Origin of the sequence: Streptomyces sp. NPDC001502 (assembly GCF_042894785.1) — a bacterium.
GTDB classification, from domain to species: domain Bacteria; phylum Actinomycetota; class Actinomycetes; order Streptomycetales; family Streptomycetaceae; genus Streptomyces; species Streptomyces kutzneri.
In genome coordinates, this window is sequence record NZ_JBIAVW010000023.1 from 1 (window position 1) to 21328 (window position 21328).

The 21328-nt window shown below is 73.0% G+C and carries 17 protein-coding genes; 14 read left to right on the forward strand and 3 right to left on the reverse strand.

Annotated elements, in window-relative coordinates; translation table 11 throughout:
• Both ACFY0D_RS31715 and ACFY0D_RS31720 read right to left on the reverse strand, forming a co-directional pair.
• A partial coding sequence (locus ACFY0D_RS31715; protein ID WP_390801408.1) for a carboxyl transferase domain-containing protein occupies nt 1–199 on the reverse strand: 199 nt, incomplete at its 3' end.
• 61 nt (nt 200–260) lie between these two features.
• A complete protein-coding gene (locus tag ACFY0D_RS31720; RefSeq protein ID WP_390801508.1) occupies nt 261–1253 on the reverse strand; it encodes an aldo/keto reductase in 993 nt (330 codons plus the stop codon).
• Nucleotides 1254–1624: 371 nt separating this feature from the next.
• Between ACFY0D_RS31720 and ACFY0D_RS31725 the strand changes: the two genes are divergently transcribed.
• The 11 genes from ACFY0D_RS31725 (at nt 1625) to ACFY0D_RS31775 (ending at nt 14796) form a co-directional block, all read left to right on the forward strand.
• Nucleotides 1625–2608, forward strand: coding sequence for a ScbA/BarX family gamma-butyrolactone biosynthesis protein (locus ACFY0D_RS31725; RefSeq protein WP_390801409.1), 984 nt, complete (start codon nt 1625–1627; stop codon nt 2606–2608).
• A gap of 139 nt (nt 2609–2747) precedes the next feature.
• The gene (locus tag ACFY0D_RS31730) at nt 2748–3779 is read left to right on the forward strand and encodes a 3-oxoacyl-ACP synthase (protein ID WP_390801410.1); all 1032 of its coding nucleotides are present in this window, start codon (nt 2748–2750) and stop codon (nt 3777–3779) included.
• Between the two features lie 115 nt (nt 3780–3894).
• On the forward strand, nt 3895–5577 hold the full coding sequence (locus tag ACFY0D_RS31735) for an FAD-dependent monooxygenase (RefSeq protein ID WP_390801411.1): 1683 nt from the start codon (nt 3895–3897) through the stop codon (nt 5575–5577).
• The gene (locus ACFY0D_RS31740) at nt 5574–6587 is read left to right on the forward strand and encodes a beta-ketoacyl-ACP synthase III (protein WP_390801412.1); all 1014 of its coding nucleotides are present in this window, start codon (nt 5574–5576) and stop codon (nt 6585–6587) included. The genes ACFY0D_RS31735 and ACFY0D_RS31740 overlap by 4 nt, the downstream gene beginning before the upstream one ends.
• A gap of 61 nt (nt 6588–6648) precedes the next feature.
• Nucleotides 6649–6921: an acyl carrier protein gene (locus tag ACFY0D_RS31745; RefSeq protein WP_390801413.1), complete on the forward strand. Its 273-nt coding sequence runs from the start codon at nt 6649–6651 to the stop codon at nt 6919–6921.
• Between the two features lie 2 nt (nt 6922–6923).
• Nucleotides 6924–8156, forward strand: coding sequence for a beta-ketoacyl-[acyl-carrier-protein] synthase family protein (locus ACFY0D_RS31750; RefSeq protein ID WP_390801414.1), 1233 nt, complete (start codon nt 6924–6926; stop codon nt 8154–8156).
• 126 nt (nt 8157–8282) lie between these two features.
• Entirely contained in the window at nt 8283–9245 is a 963-nt protein-coding gene (locus ACFY0D_RS31755) for an aldo/keto reductase (RefSeq protein WP_390801415.1), read from the forward strand.
• Between the two features lie 174 nt (nt 9246–9419).
• On the forward strand, nt 9420–11018 hold the full coding sequence (locus tag ACFY0D_RS31760; protein ID WP_390801416.1) for an MFS transporter: 1599 nt from the start codon (nt 9420–9422) through the stop codon (nt 11016–11018).
• 110 nt (nt 11019–11128) lie between these two features.
• Nucleotides 11129–13066, forward strand: coding sequence for an HAD-IB family hydrolase (locus ACFY0D_RS31765; protein WP_390801417.1), 1938 nt, complete (start codon nt 11129–11131; stop codon nt 13064–13066).
• 95 nt (nt 13067–13161) lie between these two features.
• Nucleotides 13162–14148 (forward strand): zinc-binding alcohol dehydrogenase family protein, encoded by a 987-nt coding sequence (locus ACFY0D_RS31770; protein WP_390801418.1) that lies wholly within the window; start codon nt 13162–13164, stop codon nt 14146–14148.
• 6 nt (nt 14149–14154) lie between these two features.
• Complete coding sequence (locus tag ACFY0D_RS31775) at nt 14155–14796, forward strand: MBL fold metallo-hydrolase (RefSeq protein WP_390801419.1); 642 nt, start codon at nt 14155–14157, stop codon at nt 14794–14796.
• 204 nt (nt 14797–15000) lie between these two features.
• Here the strand turns inward: ACFY0D_RS31775 and ACFY0D_RS31780 are convergent, their stop codons facing one another.
• Entirely contained in the window at nt 15001–15468 is a 468-nt protein-coding gene (locus tag ACFY0D_RS31780) for a MarR family winged helix-turn-helix transcriptional regulator (protein WP_301370282.1), read from the reverse strand.
• A gap of 448 nt (nt 15469–15916) precedes the next feature.
• Here ACFY0D_RS31780 and ACFY0D_RS31785 point away from each other — a divergent pair, with 448 nt between their 5' ends.
• The 3 genes from ACFY0D_RS31785 (at nt 15917) to ACFY0D_RS31795 (ending at nt 21236) form a co-directional block, all read left to right on the forward strand.
• The gene (locus ACFY0D_RS31785) at nt 15917–16804 is read left to right on the forward strand and encodes a hypothetical protein (protein WP_390801420.1); all 888 of its coding nucleotides are present in this window, start codon (nt 15917–15919) and stop codon (nt 16802–16804) included.
• A 120-nt stretch (nt 16805–16924) separates the two neighbouring features.
• Nucleotides 16925–17653, forward strand: a complete 729-nt coding sequence (locus ACFY0D_RS31790) for a 4'-phosphopantetheinyl transferase family protein (RefSeq protein ID WP_390801421.1) — start codon at nt 16925–16927, stop codon at nt 17651–17653.
• Between the two features lie 121 nt (nt 17654–17774).
• Nucleotides 17775–21236: a HelD family protein gene (locus tag ACFY0D_RS31795; RefSeq protein WP_390801422.1), complete on the forward strand. Its 3462-nt coding sequence runs from the start codon at nt 17775–17777 to the stop codon at nt 21234–21236.
• Nucleotides 21237–21328 lie beyond the last annotated feature (92 nt).

A 21328-nucleotide genomic window follows, 5' to 3' on the forward strand; every position in this document is an offset into this window, starting at 1 on the left:
TCGCCCGGTGCCGGCGCAGCTGCTCGACCTCCCGGAAGGAACCCTCGTCCAGCAGCAGCGCGATGCGCTCACGCGCGGTCAGCTTGCCCTTCGCGCGCTGCGCTTCGGTCGCGCGCTCGCTGGGGCCGCTCCGCGCCTGCTCCTTGATCTGCCGCAGCTCCGCCAGCCGGTTGAATGCTGCATGCTCGCTCGTGGTCACGTCGGTTCCTTGGTGGGGTGTCGGTGGGGGAGGAGGCCGGTCAGCGGACGGCGGCGCCCGGTCAGCGGCTGCCGACAGCCGCGGGCAGGTCGGCCAGTTCCGCCAGGACCTCGGCCGCGAGGGTGACCGCGCCGGCCGTGACGTTCTCCTCCAGGTACTTCGGGGTCTTGGTGCCGGGCAGTGCCATCACCCCGGGGCCCTGGGCCAGCACCCAGGCGATGGCCAGCTGGGGCACGGTGATCCCCAGGCGGGCCGCGATCCTGCCGGTGGTCTCGGTGATCGCCTGGTTGGCGGCGATGGCGTCCGGCTGGAACCGGGGGATCCCGCGGCGGGCGTCGACGCGCGGCAGGTCCTCGACCGTGGTGATCCGGCCGGAGAGGAAGCCGCGGCCCAGCGGGGCGAAGGCGATGAAGGTGATGCCCTGCTCCGCGCAGTACGGGACGACGTCCCTGGTGGCGTCCGGGCTCCACAGGGAGAGTTCGGACTGGACCGACGCGACGGGGTGGATCGCGTGGGCGCGGGAGATCTCGTCGACGGAGGCCTCGGAGAGGCCGATGGCCTTGGTCAGGCCGGCCTCGACGAGTTCGGCCATGGCGCCCCAGCTCTCCTCCACGGGGACGGCCGGGTCGACGCGGTGGAGCTGGTACAGGTCCACGTGGTCGGTCCCGAGCCGCAGCAGGCTCGCCTCGCACGCGGCGCGCAGGTGCTCCGGGCGGCCGTTGCGGTGGGTGCGGCGGGCTCCGTCGACGATCAGACCGCCCTTGGTGGCGAGCACGACCTCGTCGCGGCGGTCGCGCAGCGCCTTCCCGACGAGCCGCTCGTTCGTGAACGGGCCGTACTGGTCGGCGGTGTCGAAGAAGCGGACTCCCATGTCGATGGCCTGGTGGATGACCCGCACCGACGTCGCGTCGTCCCATCCCTCCTGGTCATAGCCCCAGGACATGCCCATGCAGCCCAGTCCGACCCGACCTGTGGAAGGGCCTTCGGTTCCCAAGTTGAGGATGTTCACAGGGGCCTCCAAGGGGCTTTTAGTCAGTGGTAGATGCCGATTCACATCGGATCGAAGGTTATCGCAGATGTCTGACACTACTGTGAGTCCTACCATGCGTCGCATCCGATGTGACCTGTGATGATGCCCTCAGCCGGTTAACAGGGCGTGTCGTTCAAATGATTGATCAAATCCCTTGACGGTGGGGTTGTTGGCGCATAGCGTCCTGCCTCGTGCCAGGGCCCTGACACTCGTCCGGGGTCGAATTTGCATCGTCGTATTGCCCGTGCAGCGCCGCCGGGCCGCCGAGGATCCGACCGGCCGGCACGGCCGCGAACAGGAACCTGTCTTCTTGGTGAGGGCCGCCGTACGGGCGAGCCGTCGCCCCTAATGCTTCGGGTGGTGTCAGGGTGGGGATCGACCGCTTTGAGTCGAACGTGAGTGTCATTTCCGAGGAGCTTCCGCTCTCCTACGTACGGACCGTCGACCGGACGCTGCTGCACCGCAGCGCGCTGTCCGAGGTGTTCCTGACGGACTACCGCCACCAGGACCCCTCCCGCTTCCTCGCCGCCGCGCAACTGCCCGCCTCGCACGCCTACTACACCGACCACCTCAGCCAGTGCCGGGTCCTGGACCCGCTGCTGCTCCTGGAGTGCTGCCGACAGGCCGAGACGTACGCCGGGCACGCCCACTTCGACATCCCGCAGGACCAGAACTTCATCCTGAAGTCCTGGTCCATGACCTACGAGCCCACCCCGGCCCCCGCCCCCGGCACCCCGCCGGCGGAGCTGCGCATCGAGGTGCAGACCGCCAACGAGAAGCGTCTGCGCGGGCAGTTGCGCGGTGTGACGTACGTGATGGCGATGCTGCTGGGCGCCGAGCGCATCGGCGAGGTGCGCATGGACGTCGGCTACCTCCCCTCCGAGGTGTACCGCTCACTGCGGCACGGCCGACGCCCCGACGCCCCCGCGCTGTCGGACCTGTTGCCGCCGCGCCCCGTCGACGCCCCGGCGGACGCGGCCGCGGTGGACCGCGCGGACCGGCGCAACGTCGTACTCGGCACGGTCGACCGGACCGGCCCGCTGACCGGGAGCGCCCTGCTGCTGGCCCCGTTCGACAACCCCAGCATGTTCGACCACCGCCAGGACCACCTGCCCGGCATGGTGATGATGGAAGCCGCCCGCCAGCTCGGCCTGTACGTCATGGCCGCCGGCGCGCCGGCCCCCGCGGCGGTCATGACCGGCTTCACCGCGGACTTCTTCCAGTACGCCGAGCTGGACCGCCCCACGCTGGTGACCGCCCGGCCGGCGCGTGACACGGCCGGGGCCGACACCGTCCTGGAGATCTCCTTCGAGCAGGAGTCGACGGTCGTGGCCTGCGGCCAGATCACCCTGCGGGGCGCCGACGGCCTGCCCGGCTGACCGCCCGGCCCGCCGCGAACCCGGCCCACCACGAACCCGGCCCACCACGAACCCGGCCCACCACGAACCCGGCCCACCACGAACACGACCCACCACGAACACGGCGTACACGAACACGGCTTACACGAAAGGACTCGTCATGGACCTGAGGGACGGGCTGGGGATCAAGGCCGTACGCGTCTGGCTGCCCGAGCGGGCCGACACCGCGCACGAGGCCGTCGCAGACGGCCGGATCGACCCCGAGGAGCAGGCCACCGCGGGCATCCGGCAGCTGCCGGTGTCCGACCTGGCCGCGCCCGAGATGGCCGTACGGGCCGCCCGCGCCGCACTGGCCGCCGCGGGCCCGGACGCACCCGCGCCGGATCTGCTGATCCATGCCTGGATCCACCACCAGGGCCACGACTTCTGGTCCCCGGCGCACTACGTCGCCCGCGAACTCGGCGCGCACCACACGCTCCCGGTCGGCATCCAGCAGATGTGCAACGGCGGCGCCGTCGGCCTGGAGCTCGCCGCCGCGCGGCTCCTCGCCGACCCCGGCTGCCGCAGCGCGCTGGTGACCACCGCGGACCGCTTCGCCGACGAGGGCTTCGACCGCTGGCGCGGCGACTACGGGGTCTGGTACGGGGACGCCGCCACCGCGGTCGTCCTGCACCGCCCCGACGGCAGCCCCGACGAACTGCTCCTGCGCTCCCTGGCCACGGCCACCATCCCCGAGGTGGAGGCGCTGCACCGGGGCCGGGACGCCTTCTCGCCCGCGCCGCGCTGGCACAGCGACCGGGTCGACGTCCGCCGCACGAAGAAGGCGTTCATCGAGGACACCGGACTCGATGTCTTCTACCGGCGCGTCCACTCCGTACTGCCCGACATCGTCCTCGGGGCACTGGCCGACGCCGGGCTGGAGCCCGACGACCCGCGCGTGACGCTGATCGCCTTCCCCCGTGTCGGCGACAAGGTGCTGAACGAGACCTACTACCCGGGCGTCGCCGGCCTCACCAAGGCGCGGAACATCCGGCTCGGCGGCGACACCGGACACCTCGGCGCCGGTGACATGGCGGCCAACTTCGAGGAGATCCGGCGGCGCGGGCTGCTGGATGCCGGCGAGATCGCCCTGGTGATCAGCGCGGGCGGCGGATTCACCTTCTCCTGCGCCGCGGTGGAGATGCAGCAGTGACCGACCGCAAGACAGGCACGACCCGCACGACGCAGCCGACCCGCACGACGCAGCCGACCCGCACGACCCGCACGGCCGCCTCACCGAACCGACGACCCCGACCCGGAGCGCAACGATGACCCCTGAACAACGACGCGAGTCCGCACCCGCACCCGACGTGCTGGTCGTGGGCGCGGGCCCGGTCGGCCTGGTGGTCGCCTGCGAACTGGTACAGCAGGGCATCCCCGTCCGGCTGGTCGACGCATCCGTCACCTCGCCCGAGCACTCCCGGGCCGCCATCGTCTGGCCGCGCATCCTGGAACAGCTGCGCCGCATCGGCGCGGCCGCCCCGCTGATCGACGCGGGCCACCAGGTGGACGGCGTGAGCTTCTACTCCGAGGGCGGCCGCCTGGGCTCGGTGTCCATGAACCACCTGCCCGGCACCCCGTACCGCTTCGCCCTGACCATCCCGCAGAACGTCACCGAGTCGGTGCTGGAGAAGCGCCTCCTCGAACTCGGCGGCAGCATCGAGCGCGGGGTCACCCTGGAGCGGCTCACCCAGGGCCCGCAGCGGACCCGGGTGAGCCTGCGCACCGCCGAAGGAGCGGTGGAGGAGGCCGAGTACGGCTGGGTGGTCGGCGCGGACGGCGCGCACAGCACCGTACGCAAGCAGCTCGGCATCGCCTTCGAGGGCGAGGCGCCGGACCTGACCTTCGCGATCGCCGACGCCCCGGTCGACGGCGGGCTCTCGCACCGCATGCTGCACTACCTGTACTCCGCCAGGGGCGCGTTCGGGCTCGCACCGCTGGACGGGGTGAACTTCCGGCTGGCGGTCAGCGTGCCGCACCAGGAGGAGGGCGCCCCCGCACCGTCCCGCGAGCTGTTCCAGGAGCGCCTGGAGCAGGTCGCGCCCGGCGCGGGCACCATCGGCGCACTGCACTGGAGCACCACGTTCCGGCTGCGCTGCCGTACGGCCGCGACCTTCCGGCAGGGGTGCTGCTTCCTGGCCGGCGACGCCGCGCACATCATGAGCCCGGCCGGCGGCCAGGGCATGAACACCGGCCTCGTCGACGCGGTGAGCCTGGGCTGGCGGCTCGCCGGAGTCATCCGCGGCCGGCTGGCCGACTCCGTGCTCGACGAGTACGCCGCCGAACGCCGGGCCGCCGCCCACCGGATCACCCGTACCACCGGCCTGCAGACCCGCTGGGGCCTGGTGAGCGGCCGGGCCCGTACCGCCGCCCGCGACGGCATCGCCCGCATCGCCGACACCACCGGACTGCTCCAGCGCGTCGCAGCCCCGGTGATGAGCCAGCTCGACATCGGCTACGCCCCGCCGCAGGACCGGTGGTCGGCCGTCAAGGGCGCCGCCACCCGGCTGGCGGGCATCTCGGGGGTGCGGCCGGGCACCCGGCTGCCCGTCTTCGTCGCCGAGCCCGGCGACGCGGACCGGCGGACCGGCCGGCCGCCGATCGCCGGGGACCGGCTGAGCGTGCTGCTGTGGCCCGGCGTCCACCGGGGTCCGGGCTGGGCCGAGCGCACCGCGGCCGCCCGCGCGGCGATACCCGCCGGGACACCCGTGGTGGACCTGGCCGAGGTCGTCTCGCCGGACCTGGAGCGGAGCTTCCCGCGCGACCCGGCCGCGGCGGTCGTCCGCCCCGACGGTCACCTCGCGGCCTTCGTACCGCTGACCCGGCCGTGGGAGATCGCGCCGGCGCTGCGGCACGCCGGACTGCTGCCCACCGCCGACGTCGCGACCGCCGATGTCGCGACCGCCGATGTCGTGACCGTCCCCGTGTCCCCCCGCGAGGTGACGGCATGACGCGCGTCGCCGTGGTCCGCGGCATCGGTGCCTGGCTGCCCCCGACGGTGGTCACCAACGACATGCTCGCCGCCCGCCTGGACACCTCGGACGAGTGGATCCGCAGCCGGACCGGCATCGGGCAGCGCCATGTGGTCGACCCCGGCATGGCCACCGGCGACCTCGCGGTCGAGGCCGGGCGGCGGGCCCTGGACTCGGCCGGCGTCGACTCGGTCGACATGGTCGTGCTGGCCACGACCACCCCGGACCGGCCCTGCCCGGCGACCGCTCCGGACGTGGCGCACCGGCTGGGGCTGGCCGGCGTACCGGCCTTCGACGTCTCCGCCGTGTGCAGCGGCTTCCTGTACGCGCTGTCCACCGGGGCCGCCATGATCGGCGCGGGCCGGGCCGACCGCGTGCTCGTCATCGCCGCCGAGGCCTTCACCACCCTGCTCGACCCGCAGGACCGCTCCACCGTGGCGATCTTCGGCGACGGTGCGGGGGCCATGGTGCTCGGCGCCGGCCAGGAGGGTGATCCCGGCGCGGTGCTGGGGATCGACCTCGGCAGCGACGGAGCCCTGGCAGACCTGATCACCGTACGGGCCGGCGGCTCGCGGCAGCCGCTCGCGGCCGACCCGACGGCCGACGCGACGGCCGACCCCGCGGACGCGTGGTTCACCATGCGCGGCCGCGAGGTGTTCATGAACGCGGTCGTCCGCATGGACGCCTCCGCCCGCAAGGTGCTCGGCGAGGTCGGCTGGAGCGCCGACGACGTGGACCTCTTCGTCGGACACCAGGCCAACGCCCGCATCCTCAAGGCCCTGGGGGACCGGCTCGGCGTCCCCGGGGACAAGGTCTTCTCCCACATCGAGCACGTCGGCAACACCGCAGGCGCCTCGATCCCCGTCGCCCTCGCGGACGCCGTGGCCACCGGCCGCCTGCGCGGTGGCGACAAGGTGCTGCTCAGCGCCTTCGGCGGCGGCGCCACCTGGGGGAGCGCCGCCCTGAACTGGCCGGACCTCGTGCTGTGACCGGCTGACACCACACACTTCCTTCCCACCTCACGACACCACACACAGGAGCGCAACGACCATGACCGCCGACACCACCGCCACCACCGTCACCACCGACACCTTCACCCGCATCGCCGCCGTCCTCGGCCGCCACTTCGGCGTCGAGAGCACCGAGGTGCAGCCCGGCACCACCTTCGAGGAGCTGGAGTTCGACTCCCTCGTCCTGGTGGAGTTCGCCCTGACCCTGCAGCAGGAGTTCGGCGTCGACGTCTTCGACTACGAGCTGCTGGAGTGCCCCACGGTCGCGGACGTCGAAAAGCTGATGCTGACCAAGGCCGAGGCGGCGGTCTGACGATGGGCACAGCGCAGAAGGACGGCATCGCGGTCACCGGCCTGGGCCTGGTGACCCCGGCCGGCATCGGAGTAGACGAGAACTGGCGACGTGTCCTCTCGGGCCGCAGCGCCGCCGCCTGCGACCCGGAACTGGAGGGCGGCAAGCCGGACTTCTCCTGCCGGGTGCCCGGATTCGACGCGGCCGCACTGCTCGGCCGTACCAAGGCGTGGCGCTACGACCGCTTCGTCCAGCTGGCGATCGCGGCCGCACGGGAGGCGGTCGCGGACTCCGGACTGGATCCGAAGGAATGGGACGGCGCCCGGGTGGCGGTCGTCGTCGGCAACTCCCTCGGGGGATCGACCACGTTCGAGCGGCAGTGCCAGACGATGGGCGAACAGGGCCCGGGCATGGTCTCGCCGATGCTGGTCCCGATGTCCATGGTCAACATGGTCGCCGGGTACGTGGCCATCGACATCGGGGCCAAGGGGCCGAGCCTGGTCACCGCCACGGCCTGCGCCTCCGGCACCACGGCCGTCGGCTACGCGCAGGACCTGCTGCGCAGCGGTGCCTGCGACGTGGCGATCGCCGGGGGTTCGGAGTCGGCGATCAGCCCCACCGTCATGGCGGGCCTGAACCAGATGGGCGCGCTGTCCAAGCGGATGGACTATCCGGAACTGGCCTCGCGGCCCTTCGACACGCACCGGGACGGCTTCGTCGCCGCCGAGGGCGCCGGCATCCTGGTGCTGGAACGCGCCGCCGACGCCCACGCCCGAGGTGCCTCCGTGCACGCGTACGTGAGCGGCTACGGGGCTTCCTCGGACGCCCACCACGCCACCGCGCCGGACCCGCAGGGCCACGGCGTCGAACGGGCGGTGCGCGCGGCCCTGGCCGACGCGGGACTCGCGCCCGAGGACATCGGCCACGTCAACGCGCACGGCACGTCCACGCCGATGAACGACGTGACGGAGGCGCGCGGCCTGTACCGCGTGTTCGGCGAGGGCGCGGCCGTCTGCTCCACCAAGGGCGTCACCGGCCACCCGCTGGCGGCGGCCGGAGCGATCGAAGCCGCGTACACGGTGCTGGCCGTCAAGCACGGCCGGATCCCGCCGACGGCCAACCTGACCGACCGGGACCCGGACATCGCCCTGGACCTCGTCGCCGGCGCGCCGCGGCAGACGCGACTGCTCGCCGCGGTCAGCAACTCGGCAGGCTTCGGCGGTCACAACGCGGCGCTCGTCGTCACCGCCGCCTAGGGCGGACACCACCCAAGGCTCCGGTCCGCCGGAACCCCTCGAACGGGTGCCGGCCGGCGCGCTGTGCCGACGCGCCGGCCGGCACCGACCACCCTTCCCCTGAACGACACAACGTGAGGTTTCACCGTGAAGACGCGCCAACTGGGTTCCGCAGGACCGGACGTGAGCTCCATCGGGCTCGGCTGTATGGGAATGAGCTGGGGGTACGCGGAGTCCCAGCGCACCGACAGCACCTCCGTGGAGGTCATCCGGACCGCCCTCGACCTGGGTGTGACCTTCCTGGACACCGCGGACATCTACGGGGACGGGCACAACGAGTCCCTCGTCGGCGAGGCCCTGCAGGGCCGTCGCGACGAGGTGGTCCTGGCGACCAAGATGGGTCTGGTCGTGGACGACCTGGCCACCAAGCGGATGCACCGGGACGGTTCCCCGGCCCAGGTGCGCCGGGCCGTCGAGGCGAGCCTGAAGCGGCTGCGCACCGATGTCATCGACCTCTACTACCTGCACCGGGTCGACCCCGCCGTGCCGTTGGAGGAGACCTGGGGCGCCCTCGCCGAACTGGTCGCCGAGGGCAAGGTGCGCCACCTGGGGCTGTCCGAGGTGACGGCGGGCGAGGCCGCCCGGGCGCATGCCGTGCACCCGGTGACGGCGATCCAGTCGGAGCTGTCCCTGTGGACGCGCGACGCGCTCGAAGGCGACGACGTCGTCGGCTGGTGCGCGGCGAACGGGGCCGCCTTCGTCCCCTTCGCACCTCTGGGCCGGGGCTATCTCACCGGCAGCATCGACACGTCGACGCAGTTCGAGGACGACGACTTCCGGGCCACCAACCCGCGGTTCTCCGACGCCGCGCGGGCCGCCAACCAGCGGATCGTGGACACCGTGAAGGACGTGGCCCAGGCGCACGGCGCCACGCCGGCGCAGGTGGCGCTGGCCTGGGTGCTGGCGCGCGGCGAGCACGTCGTACCCATCCCGGGCACCAAGCGGGTCGGGTACCTGCGCGAGAACGTGGCGGCCGTCGACGTGCGGCTCAGCCCCATTGACCTGGACCGGCTCACCGGCCTGCCGTCCGCCGTCGGCACCCGCTACTGATCCGAATCCAGCCAAGTCGCAGAATCCTGATACACCTCAACCGGTGTTCTGAGTAAGAACCCTGATACTGTTTCGACTGGTCCTGGCCGCCGCGGCCCCCGCCGCGTGCGGCCCCTGGGACCCCCCCTTCCGCATGCCTTCACCCCCTGCCGACATCCCGAGGAGGTACTCCCGGTGAGTACAACCGCACAGCCAATAGACCGAGCACCGTCCCGAGCGGGCATCACGCTGCTGGCCGCATGCCTGATCGCGGCGCTCCTGCCCACCTCGATCACCGGAACCTCCGTCACCCTCCCCGCCATGGGTGCCGACCTCGGGAGCGACCTCGCCGACCTGCAGTGGGTCGTCAACGCCTACGACCTGACGTTCGCCAGCTTCCTGCTCGCCTGCGGCTCGCTGTCCGACATCATCGGCCGCCGCCGGATGTTCCTCGGCGGCATGACGGTCTTCGCGCTCTGCTCGCTCATCGCAGGCGCGGCCACCGACATCACCCTGGTCGACATCGTCCGCGGCATCGCCGGCATCGGCGCCGCCGCCGTCATCACCAGCGCCAGCTCCGCCCTCGCCAACGCCTTCGACGGCGCCGCCCGCGCCCGCGCCTTCGGCTTCTACGGCACCTGCTTCGGCATCGGCCTCGCCTTCGGCCCGCTGGCCGCCGGCGCGCTGACCAGTGCGCTCGACTGGCGCTGGTTCTTCTACGCCCAGGCCATCATCGCCGTGGTCGTCATCATCGCCGCCCTGCGCATCCCCGAAGGCCGCAACCCCGAGGCCCCCAAGGTCGACTGGGCCGGCACCTTCACCTTCACCTCCAGTCTCTTCCTGCTGATCCTCGCGCTGGTCGAAGGCCCCCAGATCGGCTGGGCACACCCGGTCGTCCTGCTCTTCCTCGCCGGCTCCGTGCTGCTGCTCGCCGGCTTCGTCCTCGTCGAATCGCGTTCCGCGCACCCCATGTTCGACCTGGGCCTCTTCCGCCAGCCGCAGTACGTCGCCCTGTGCGTGACCCCGGTCGCCCTCGCCTTCGGCTTCGTCGCCCTCCTGGTCTTCCTGCCCTCGTACTTCATGGCCGTGGACGGCATCTCCGCCGCCGACGCCGGTCTGCTCCTGCTGCTGCTCACCGCCCCCACCCTGGTCATGCCGGCCGTCGCCGGCTACGCCTCCAAGTGGCTCTCGCCCCGCGCCCTGCTGGTCACCTGCATGACGCTGGTCGCCGCCGGCACCGCCTGGCTGACCGTCATCGAGGCCAACATCGGCGTCCTGTCGCTGGCCGGTCCGCTGCTCGTCATCGGCATCGGCTTCGGCATCTCCAACGGCGTGCTGGACGGCGCCGCCGTCAGCTCCGTGGAGCCGCACCGCGCCGGCATGGCCGCGGGCATGTTCAACACGATGCGCATCACCGGCGAGGTCATCGCCATCGCGGCCATGGGCTCGCTGATGGTCAGCGTCACCCGCTCGCAGCTCTCCGACGGCATCGGCGACTACGCCGCCGCGGGCTCGGCCGGCGACGTCGCCAACCAGCTCGCCCAGGGTGACCTGGTGACCTCCGCGACGAAGGTGGAGGAGTCCCTCCGCGGCGCCTACACCGAGTTCGCCTCCAGCGCGTACAGCGGCGCCATGCACGAGATCCTCTGGGTGCTCTCCGCCATCTGCCTGGTCACCGTGCCGTTCCTGTGGGTCCTGTGCCGTCCGCGCAAGGAGGAGGCCGCCCCGGAGGCGACCACCCCGGGCACGCAGACCGAGTCCCCGGAACCCGCCCTCAGCGGCTCGGCCTCCTAGGCCCCCGCCGTCAAAGCCCCGTCGCCCGGGGGCGGGCGATCCCCCGCACCGCCCCCGGGCGGCGGCCCGGCAGCCGCCGTCACCACCGAACTCAGCCCTCGGAGTACCGCATGAACGACCAGGCCCGGCGCACGGCCTTCTTCGACGTCGACGAGACCCTCATCACCGTCAAGAGCATGTTCCGCTTCCTGCGTTTCCACCTGCGGGCCCAGGGCGCGCCCGACTCCGCGTACGAGGAGGCCGCAGCGCACCTGCGCCGGCGTGCCGCCGAGGGCGTGCCGCGCGAGGTGACCAACCGCGAGTACTACGGCCTCTACGCGGGCTGCTCGGCCGAGGAGGTCGCCGCCGAGGGACGCGCCTGGTTCGCGCAGGAACTGGCGGCCGGCGGACTGTTCCACCCGCCCGCGCTCGACGCCCTGCGCGAGCACCGGAGCGCGGGCGACCGTACGGTGCTCGTCTCCGGGTCCTTCCCCGCCTGCCTCGACCCGGTCGCCGCCCACGTCGGCGCGGACGCGGTGCTGTGCTCCCGGCCCGAGATCAAGGACGGGCGCTACACCGGCGAGCTGACGGTCGCGGTCATCGGCGACGCCAAGGCCGTTGCGGCCGAGGCCGACATGCGCGACACCGGCGCCGACCCCGCGGACTGCCACGCGTACGGCGACCACGCCTCCGACCTCCCGCTGCTGACCGCCGTCGGCCACGCGCACGTCATCGGCGACGACCCCGTCCTGGCGGAGCGCGCCGCGGACAGCGGCTGGCACCGGCTGAAGGGCATCGCCGGGCACACCCCGGCGACCGCCGCCACTTCCACATCCGTCGCCGTCGCCGTCGCCGCTGCCGCTGCCGCTGCCCCGGCCGGCGACCCGCTCGGGGAACTCGCCCGGCTCAGCGGCCTGCCCGGCACCCCGGAGCAGCCCGCGTGGCGCACCGGGGCCGAGCTGCTGCTGCGCCACCTGGGCCGCGCGGCCGCCATGGCCGCCGACGGCTACGCCGCCCCCGAGGACATCGACACCGCCATGCGGCTCGGCTGCGGGATGCGCCGCGGCCCGCTGGAACTGCTCGCCTCGATCGGCCCGCACACCGCGCAGGCCGCCGCCGAAGCCCTGGGCCTGCCCGCCGGGGCGTTCGCGCGCCTGGGCCGGGCACCCGTGGCCGCGGCCCCGGTCCCGGCGCCGCTCGCCGCGGGGGCGGAGCCCCGTACCGTACGCGACGTCGGCGTGGTCGGCTCCGGCACCATGGCGACCGGCATCGCGGCCGTGTTCCTGGCCTCCGGCCACCCGGTACGCCTCCTCGCACGCTCCGAGCAGCGCGCCGAGGCGGCCCGCGTGGCCGTCCACCGGGCCCTGCTGTCCACCCGGATGCCCCGCGACGAGGCCGACCGGGTCCTGGAGGGGTGCGTCACCGTCCTGTCGGCCGAGGCGCTCGCCGGCTGCGACCTCGTCGTCGAGGCGATCGCCGAGGACCTCGACGCGAAGCTCGACGTCCTGACACGGCTCGACCGGGCCTGCGGGCCGGGCACGGTGCTGGCCACGACCACCTCCAGCCTGCCGGTGGCCCGGCTCGCCGCGGCCGTGAGCCGCCCGGCCGACGTCATCGGCCTCCACTTCTTCAACCCGGCCCCCGCGATGACCCTCGTCGAGGTCGTCCGGACCGACACCACCGCGGCCGAGGTCATCGCCACCGCCGACGCCCTGTGCCGCGGCCTCGGCCGGACCCCGGTGCACTGCACCGACCGGGCCGGCTTCATCGTCAACGCCCTGCTGTTCCCGCTCCTCAACGACGCCGCCCGGATCGTCGGCGAGGGCCGCGGCACCGTGGAGGAGGTCGACGCGGCCGTCACGGGCGGCTGCGGCCTCCCCCACGGCCCGTTCCGCCTGCTCGACGTGGTCGGCACCGACGTCGCACTCGCCGTGCAGCAGGGGCTGCGGCGCGGCCTGGGCGGCTCGGACCTCGACGTGGCGCCGCTCCTGGAGGAACTCGTCCGCGACGGGGTCCTCGGGATGAAGGCGCGCCGCAGCGTCCGGCAGCACCTGCGGCCCGCCGCCTGAGCCGCGACACCCCGCTCCTGACGTCACCAGCCCGTCCTCTCAGCCCTCCCCTCCCTCACGTCCCTCACACCATCGTTCTCCCACCGGAGGTGGCCATGCGCGCCGCACGTTTCGCCGAATTCGGCGACCACAATGTCCTGACCGTCGTCCACGACGCTCCCGAGCCCGAGGCGGCCCCCGGCCGCGTGGTCATCCAGGTCAGCCACGCGGGTGTGAACTTCGCCGAAGTGATGTTCCGCCGCGGCCAGTTCCCCGTCGGCCTGCCGCACGTGCCCGGCCTGGAAGCCGTCGGCACCGTCCGCTCCGTGGGCGAGGGCGTGAGCGGCCTGCGTCCCGGCCAGCGGGTCGCCGCGCTCACCCTCGACGGCGGCGGCAACGCCGAGTTCGTCTCGGCCCGCGCCGACCTGACCGTACCGCTGGAGGACGAGCTCGCCGAGCTGCCGTCCGCCCTGGCGGCGGCCGCCCTGTGCAACGGCGCGACCGCCTGGGGCGTCGTGCACGCCGCGGGCCGCGTCGAGCCGGGCGACACCGTACTCGTCCTGGCCGCGGCCGGCGGCGTGGGCACCGCGGCGGCCCAGCTCGCCCGGGCCGCCGGCGCCGCCCGCGTCATCGGCGCCACCAGCTCGCCGGAGAAGGCCGCGCAGGCCCTGGAGTTCGGCTACGACGCGGTCGTCACGTACGACCGGCTGGAGGAGGAGGTCCGGCGGCTGACCGACGGCGCCGGGGTCGACGTCGTCCTCGACTCCATCGGCGGCGACACCCGCGGCACGGCCAACGGGCTGCTCGCGACGCTCGGCCGGCACGTCATCTTCGGCGATGCGGCCGCCCAGGACACCTCCTACCAGGCCAACCACGTCTGGTTCACCGGCACCGCCCTGGTGGGCTACAACCTCGGCGGCCTGGCCAACAGCCGCCCCGCGGTCCTCGGCGACCACCTGCGCAGCGCCCTGCGCGCGGTGGCCGACGGCTCGGTCCGCATCGAGGTCACCGAGCTGCCGCTGGCGGACGTGGCCAAGGCCCACGAGCTGCTGGAGTCGCGCGCCTCCGTCGGCAAGTACGTCGTAGCCGTCGACGGCCGGTGACGTGACGTGCTCGTCCTCGGATTTCCGGCCGGCTCCTTCGGCACGAACTGCTACGTGCTGGCGGCGGGCCCCGACGGCCCGTGCGTCGTCGTGGACCCGGGGCAGGACGCGACCGCCTCGGTACGCGCCGCCCTGGGACAGCGCGGCCTCCAGCTGGAGGCCGTCCTGCTGACCCACGGGCACATGGACCACACCTGGTCCGTGGCGCCGCTGTGCGAGGAGCTCGGCGTGCCCGCGTACATCCACCCCCTGGACCGGGAGATGCTGGTCCGCCCCGAGGCGGGGCTGCCCGCGGACTTCCCGGCGGCCGTGCTGCGGGGCTTCCCGCGCTCGGAGCCCGAGCTGGTGCGCCCGCTGCCCGACGAGGGCCTGCTCAGCCTCGCGGGCCTGGAGATCGAGGTGCACCACGCCCCGGGCCACACTCCGGGGTCGGTGGCGTACTCGCTGCAGGCCGGCGAGGACGCGCTGCTGCTGACCGGGGACAGTCTGCTCGCGGACGGCCTCGGCCGGGCGTTCCCGCCGGTGGGGGACCCGGACGTACTGGCCGGCTCGATGTCCAGGGTCTGCGGCCCGCGACGGGACCGGACCACGGTGCTGCCGGGTCACGGGGGCACCACCACGGTGGGCGCGGTACGCAGGTTCCTCTAGAGCCGGATCAGACAGCCTCCGGCCTCACGTCCGGCCTCACGTCCGGCCTGTCGACGACCGGGACTCCGGTCCTTCCGGGCGACTCCCAAGTCGCCTTGGAGGGCCGGAGTTTCGGCATGGGGGGCTCCGTACGGGGGTCCGGAAATCAGTCTGGCCCCGACCCTTGCCGGGCCGGGGCCAGACCCCTGGATCTCCGCCGGAAGGTTACGGGGTTTCCTCTTCCGTCAGAGCGGTGATGCACCGTTCCAGAAGATCCCGCAACTGCTTTTGCTCATCGGCCGACAAGGCATTGGAAAGTTTCGCTTCCACCTTGCGGGCGACGGTGTCGGCTTTCTTGACAAGAGCGCGTCCGGCCGGCGTCAACTTGGTGACGAGCACCTTTTGATGAAGGTCGGAAGTCTGTCGCTCGATCAAGCGCTTCGACTCGAGATTGGCCAGCACCGTGGCCATGCTCTGAGGCGTCACGAGGCAGACGCGCGCCAGCTGTGCACCTGACATGCCCGGCGAATAGGAGAGCGCCATCAGTGCTGCATACTGCGGAACTGTCAGGCCGAGATCGCGGAGAACTCTGCTCTTCTCGCCGATCAATGCCTGTTCGGCACGCTTGATGACGTGTCCTACTCGAGCAGCCACTTCCTGTTCGAATTCAGCCACTCTGGATGACCGGCTCATGCCGCTCCTTTATTTACAGAGACAGGTAATCCCCCCGCTGAGGCGTATATAAATGTGCCGAGCTAAGCCTCAAGGCAACGCTACCATGCATCTCATAGAAGGCAATACTCTGTTCAGTGACAGGGTTCTGTTAACTTGGCGAGAGGAATCCGCCGGCGATGCGATCTGCCGGCGAGTCCCGGACGTTTGAGGGCGAATGCGAGTGAGAGCTCTCACTCACTCGCCCACCTGTGCGGGGTGACGCCGCCGACCGTGAACACCGTGCTGAAGAACCTCCAGGGGTGCGGGCTCATCCGGCGGACCCCGGACGAGCTGCACGGCAACGTACTGGAGACCCGGCTCACGGACGAGGGCCGCGCCGTGATGGAGGTGGCGGACGCGGACGCGGACGCGGACGTGAGCCCGGGCTCCTCCCCCGCATCGTCAATGGGTAGGGAAGAGGGGACGAATGGCTGTGACGGGGATGAGGGCCGGCGGGGTCGGCGCCGTGCTGGCGCTGCTGCTGATGACGCCCGCGGCGAGTGCCTGGGCGGCGCAGGCTGCAGACCCGCCCGCCCCGCTGTCCGAGGGAGTCGAACTGTTCGACGGGGCCGAACTGTCCGCACGTCCCGGTGATCGCCTCACGCTCAGGTCACCCTCGTACCTGCCCGGGTGGATCGGGGACTGGGTGATCTCCGCGGTCTTCGTCCAGCACGGGACGCTGAGGATGCACGATCCGGCCATCACCGCCGTGGCCACCGTGGCGTGCGACACCCCGCCAGGCGTCTACCCGGTCGAGAGGTCGCGGCCCGGCGGGCCTGCCGACGGGGGCAAGGGCGCTTCGTGGGTGACCGTCGCGGTCGCGGACATCGGCGAAGCCGAACGTGCGGCCTGCCCCGGGAAGGTCGCGGCCCTTCCCCCGGAGGAGGTGGAGGAGCAGTGGCCGGCCGATGCGTCCTGGCCGCAATCGCCCTGGGACGTACGGACGTTCCAGCCCGGTGCCAAGGTGACGCCCACGGCCGTGGCGCGGGGGTACGACGAGCCCCTGACCTCGCCGGGCTTCACCGACCGGCCCGTCATGCGCGGGATCAAGGCGACCTTGACGGCGACGGCGACGATCCGCTGCGATGCCGGGCCAGGGCTGTACGAGGTCCGCTGGGTGGGCGACGACGAGGTCTGGGCCCGCTACCGGGTGGCCCCGATCGATGACGCGGCCCGCGGCTCCTGTCAGGACGGAGCGGCGGAACCGGCCACGGGGCGGGTGCCCTGGCTCGTCGGCGGCGCGGCAGCCGTACTGGGTGCCGCCGGCGCCGGAGCCTGCGTTCTGGCCCGGCGCCGCCGGGGCTCGTCCCGCTGACACCCGGGTCGTCGCGCGTGCGCGTCCGAGGCGCCTTCGGTGTCCGGGGCGCCTTCGGCGTCCGCGCCCCGACCGGCCGCCCATCGGGCCCCTCATGCGGCCCTTCGATAGGATTGCCGGATGACCACACCCGCCGGCCTCAGCTCCGCCGTGCTGCCGCTCGACCGGCCGGTCGGGGCGCAGCGGCTGCCCGCTCGCGGCGAGGCGCTGGTGCGGTTCGTCGACGCCGAGACGCAAGCCCCTTTCGCGGAACGCCTCGCCCCCGACGTCCTCGACGCGGCCGAGCGCCGGCGGGCCGACCGGTTCGCGCGCCCCCAGGACCGCGGATCCTATCTGGTCGCGCACGTCGCCCTGAGGCTGCTGCTGGGCGCCCTGCTCGACACCGCGCCGCGCGATCTGGTGATGACCCGCGACGCCTGCCCCGAGTGCGGCGGCCCGGACGGGCGGCCGGTCCTCGTGGGCGGCCGCGCCCATTTCTCCCTGTCGCACAGCCGCGATGCGGTTTTCGTGGCCTGCGCGTCCACGCCGGTCGGGGTGGACGTGGAGGCCCTGCCGACGCCGCGGGTGGTGGCGCAGAGCGAGGACTTCTTCCACCCCGACGAGAGCGCCGAACTCGCCGCGCTCCCCGAGGCCGGCCGCCCTGCGGCGTTCGCCCGCCTGTGGACGCGCAAGGAGGCCCATCTCAAGGGCACCGGAGCCGGACTGGGGCACGGCGGCCACCGGACCTACCTGGGGACGGGCCCGGCCGCCGATTCCGTCCGCCCGCACTGGTCCCTCACCGACCTGCCGGCCCCCGAGGGCTACGCCGCCGCGCTCGCGCTGCGCGCCCCCTCGGCGCGTTGGCGCTGAGGCTCGGAACCAGAACTCATGTACTGAGTGTCCGTCACCACCCGCTCTCTGATAGTTGTTTCAGCGGGGTACGGGCGCAGGCCCGTAGCGGCGCCTCTGCGGCGCCGCAGGGAGGACGCACATGAGCACCACCACTCGGGGCGAGGGCCTCGCCGTCGAGCAGCGGGCCGTCGACCACGCGTACGACTGCTACACCGCACGCCTGGCCGAGATGAGCGGAACGTCGGCGGCCACGGCCTCGGCGAGCGGCAAGGACGGGATCGCCAACCGGATCGAGGCGGAGGCGCGCGCGGCCTCGTACGGCGGACTCGGCGACGAGGCCCTGGTGTTCGCCCGGGTCGACGCACCGGAGCGGCCCGGCACGGCATCCCGCCCCTGGTACGTCGGACGGCGGGTCGTGTGGGACGCCTCGAACGAGCCGGTGGTCCTGCAGTGGACCAGCCCCCTGGCCAGGAAGTGGCTGGACGCCCGGCCCGAGAGCCCCGGTGAGGTGACGCTGCGGCGCCAACTGCGCTGCGTCCAGCGGATCGTGGAGGGCTATTTCGACGACATCGCCCCGCCGGCCGCCGCCGCTCGGGCACCGGAACCCGCGACCGCTCCCGTACCCGTACCCGTACCCACGACCGTGCCGGAGCCCCGGCCGTCGTCCCCGGCCACCCCGGGCGACATCGTCCGCCGGCAGCGCCGCAAGACGCTCCAGCCGGACGACTTCCTGCTGCGCGAGCTCCAGCGGTCGCGCAGCGGCCGCATGCGCGACATCGTCGAGACCATCCGCCGCGACCAGATGGAGCTGGTCACCGGTTCTCCGTCCGACATCCTCGTCGTGCAGGGCGGCCCGGGCACCGGCAAGTCCGCGGTCGGTCTCCACCGCGTGACCTGGCTCGTCAACAACAACCACTTCAAGGCCCAGGACATCCTGGTGATCGGCCCCCACCAGCGGTTCCTGGAGTACGTCGGCCAGGTCCTGCCCACGCTCGGCACCCGGGACGTCAACGCCGTCCAGCTGAACCGCCTGTGGGACGGCGAGATACTCGCCGCCGACTCCCCGCAGACGCGACGCGTGAAGTCCGACGAGCGCATGGCGGCCGTCCTGCGCCGCCGCGTGGAGAACGACTACCGCCCCGAAGCCCTCGACGACCTCGTCGTCGCGCCCTCCTTCGAAGGCGACGAGCCCGCGATCGTCGTCCCCGCCGGCAGTACGACCCTGCGCGTACCGCGGTCCGAGATCCTCGCCCTCCTCGACCAGGCACACGAGGGCGACAGCCCCTACCGGGAGCGCCGCGACCGCTTCCGCGGCCTGCTCGTCGACCGTCTCCTGCAAGAGCTCTCCGACATCGCACCACGGCGCGGGCAGGCCGGTACGATCCGCCGCGACCTGGAGCGCAACCGCCGGGTCGAGCGCCTCATCGAACGCGTCTGGCCGTCCCCGGGCGCCAGGGAGGCCCTGCGCACGCTCTACGACTCGCCCGACGTCCTGCACGCCTGCGCCGACGGGATTCTCGACGAGGGGGAGCAGGCGGCCCTGCTCAGGCCCCGGGCCGCCAGCGCCGACGCCGATCCCTGGACCCTCGACGACCACGTCTGCCTCGAAGAGCTCCGGGTCCTCATCAGCGGGGAGACCCCGAGCCGCTACGGGCACATCGTCGCCGACGAGGCACAGGACCTCACGCCCATGCAGGCCCGTGCCCTGCGGCGGCGCTGCGCCGTGGGTGGCTCCATGACCGTCCTGGGCGACCTCGCGCAGGCGACGGGGCCGCACGTCCCGGCGAGCTGGGACCTGCTCGGCACGGTCCTCTCCGACCACGGCGACTGGCGGGTGGCCGAGCTCAACACCAGCTATCGCGTGCCCGCCGAGATCATGGAGTTCGTCGCCCCCCTCGCCCGGGAGATCGCACCGGCCCTGCCCTACCCGCAGGCCGTGCGCGAGGCGGGCGAGGACGCCGTACGGACGGTGGAGACCGAGCCGTGGAAGCTCCTCGACGACACCGTCGCGCACGTGACGCGCCTCGTGGGCACCAGCGACGGGAACACCCTCCGTTCCGTGGCCGTCATCGTCCCCGACGACTCGGACTGGCTCGACGCGATCAGCCGCCGGATCGACGGGGGCGGGGACATCGGCGACCGGCACCGCGCCGCCGTGTCCGTCCTGGCCGCCGCCCAGGCCAAGGGCATGGAGTACGACCACGTCCTGGTCATCGAGCCCGCCACCATCGCCGACCGCGGTCCCGCGGGCCTGCGACAGCTGTACGTGGCCCTGACCCGCAGCACCCAGAGCCTGACGGTCCTGCACACCTCCCCGCTGCCGGACGTGCTCACGAGCCCCGGGACCGGCTCCGGAGCGCCGGCCCCCGAGGCCACGGTCGTGGCGGAAGCGGAGGGACAGATGGAGACGGAGACGGAGACGGAGACTGAGGCGGCGGCCACGGCCCGGCTTCCCCGGATCGGGGCCGACGTACGGGTCGAGGTCGTGGACCAGGCCCCCGGAGGCCGCTACAAGGTCAAGGCCCTCACCACCGGCTTCGACCGTCCCCTGGTTCTCACCGTCCGGCACGGATCCGTTCCCCCGCGACGTGGCGACAAGCTGGACTGCTGGGTGTTCGCCAACGAGACGAACCAGACGGTCCTCACCTCCGACCAGCGGGGCCGGTCGGACGTCTCGCCGAGGATGGCGGGCCGCTACCTCGCGGCACTGGACGTGCTCCGTGAGCTGACCGAGAACGACGGGGACGTTCCCGACGCCCGCGGCAGGCTCTCCGAGCTGCAGGGGATGGCCAACCGCGTCCTTCGCAGGGACCAGGCCGACTGGGTCGAGGTGCTGCACCTGTTCGGCTCTCCCGGCAGGGACCGGCTGGGCGTTCTGCGCGACCTCGCCGCGAACGCCAACCGCGCGCTCAAGGAAGGCACCCTGGACACCGGCCGGCTCCGGGAAACCCTGACGGCCTCGGGCTGGACGGACACCCTGGCCGAGGCGCGCCGGGCGCTCCAGGACCGCTTCACCGCCGACCCGGGCCCGGACCTGGCGCCGGACCCGGCCCCCGACGACGAGACCACCGAAGCCGCCGCCTCACCCGCCCCCGCCCCCGCCCCACCGCAGCCCGAGCAGAAGGACGTAGAGCAGATGATCCTCGCGGAAGACACGGCCGCGCCGGCGCCGGCCACCAAGGAAGGCTTCCTGCGCGCGCTGGAGGCGTCGGCCGGAGCCGACCGGACGTGCAAGAAGCACGAGGCGGTCCGCCACGCCCTGAAATCGGACCTCCTCTGGGCCGACCTCCAGCCGACCGATTCGCCCGTCGTCGACGTCAGCTGCGTCACCGGGCAAGGGCTCTTCCTCTACGAGGCGTTGGGCGCCGGCCGCTCGGCGTACGCGGACCTCCGCTCGGGCGCCACCCGCCTCCTGGAGATCAACCACACCCTGCCCACGCGGGCCGACGGCCTCTGTCTGGTCCTCTCCGAACCCCCGGCCGAGGACTGGTCCGCGGACACCGTCCGCGACGTCTTCGGAGTCCACGTCATCTGGCGAAGCCCCGAAGGATGGGGCGGCAAGGACACGGACACCGCGCTGGGACAGCACCCGCAGAGCTGACGAGGCGGCGAACGCACCGTGCCCACCGGCTGCGAACTGCTCACCGTCGACGCCCTCGCCCCCGAGACCCTGGCCGCCGCACCGGCCCGGTG

What these genes read in the sequence shown, in the direction of transcription:
- ACFY0D_RS31780 (WP_301370282.1), bottom strand. Translation starts at nt 15,468, where the DNA reads ATGAGCCGGTCATCCAGAGTGGCTGAATTCGAACAGGAAGTGGCTGCT.
- ACFY0D_RS31765 (WP_390801417.1), top strand. Translation starts at nt 11,129, where the DNA reads ATGAACGACCAGGCCCGGCGCACGGCCTTCTTCGACGTCGACGAGACC.
- ACFY0D_RS31790 (WP_390801421.1), top strand. Translation starts at nt 16,925, where the DNA reads ATGACCACACCCGCCGGCCTCAGCTCCGCCGTGCTGCCGCTCGACCGG.
- ACFY0D_RS31785 (WP_390801420.1), top strand. Translation starts at nt 15,917, where the DNA reads ATGGCTGTGACGGGGATGAGGGCCGGCGGGGTCGGCGCCGTGCTGGCG.
- ACFY0D_RS31795 (WP_390801422.1), top strand. Translation starts at nt 17,775, where the DNA reads ATGAGCACCACCACTCGGGGCGAGGGCCTCGCCGTCGAGCAGCGGGCC.
- ACFY0D_RS31770 (WP_390801418.1), top strand. Translation starts at nt 13,162, where the DNA reads ATGCGCGCCGCACGTTTCGCCGAATTCGGCGACCACAATGTCCTGACC.
- ACFY0D_RS31745 (WP_390801413.1), top strand. Translation starts at nt 6,649, where the DNA reads ATGACCGCCGACACCACCGCCACCACCGTCACCACCGACACCTTCACC.
- ACFY0D_RS31750 (WP_390801414.1), top strand. Translation starts at nt 6,924, where the DNA reads ATGGGCACAGCGCAGAAGGACGGCATCGCGGTCACCGGCCTGGGCCTG.
- ACFY0D_RS31735 (WP_390801411.1), top strand. Translation starts at nt 3,895, where the DNA reads ATGACCCCTGAACAACGACGCGAGTCCGCACCCGCACCCGACGTGCTG.
- ACFY0D_RS31740 (WP_390801412.1), top strand. Translation starts at nt 5,574, where the DNA reads ATGACGCGCGTCGCCGTGGTCCGCGGCATCGGTGCCTGGCTGCCCCCG.
- ACFY0D_RS31730 (WP_390801410.1), top strand. Translation starts at nt 2,748, where the DNA reads ATGGACCTGAGGGACGGGCTGGGGATCAAGGCCGTACGCGTCTGGCTG.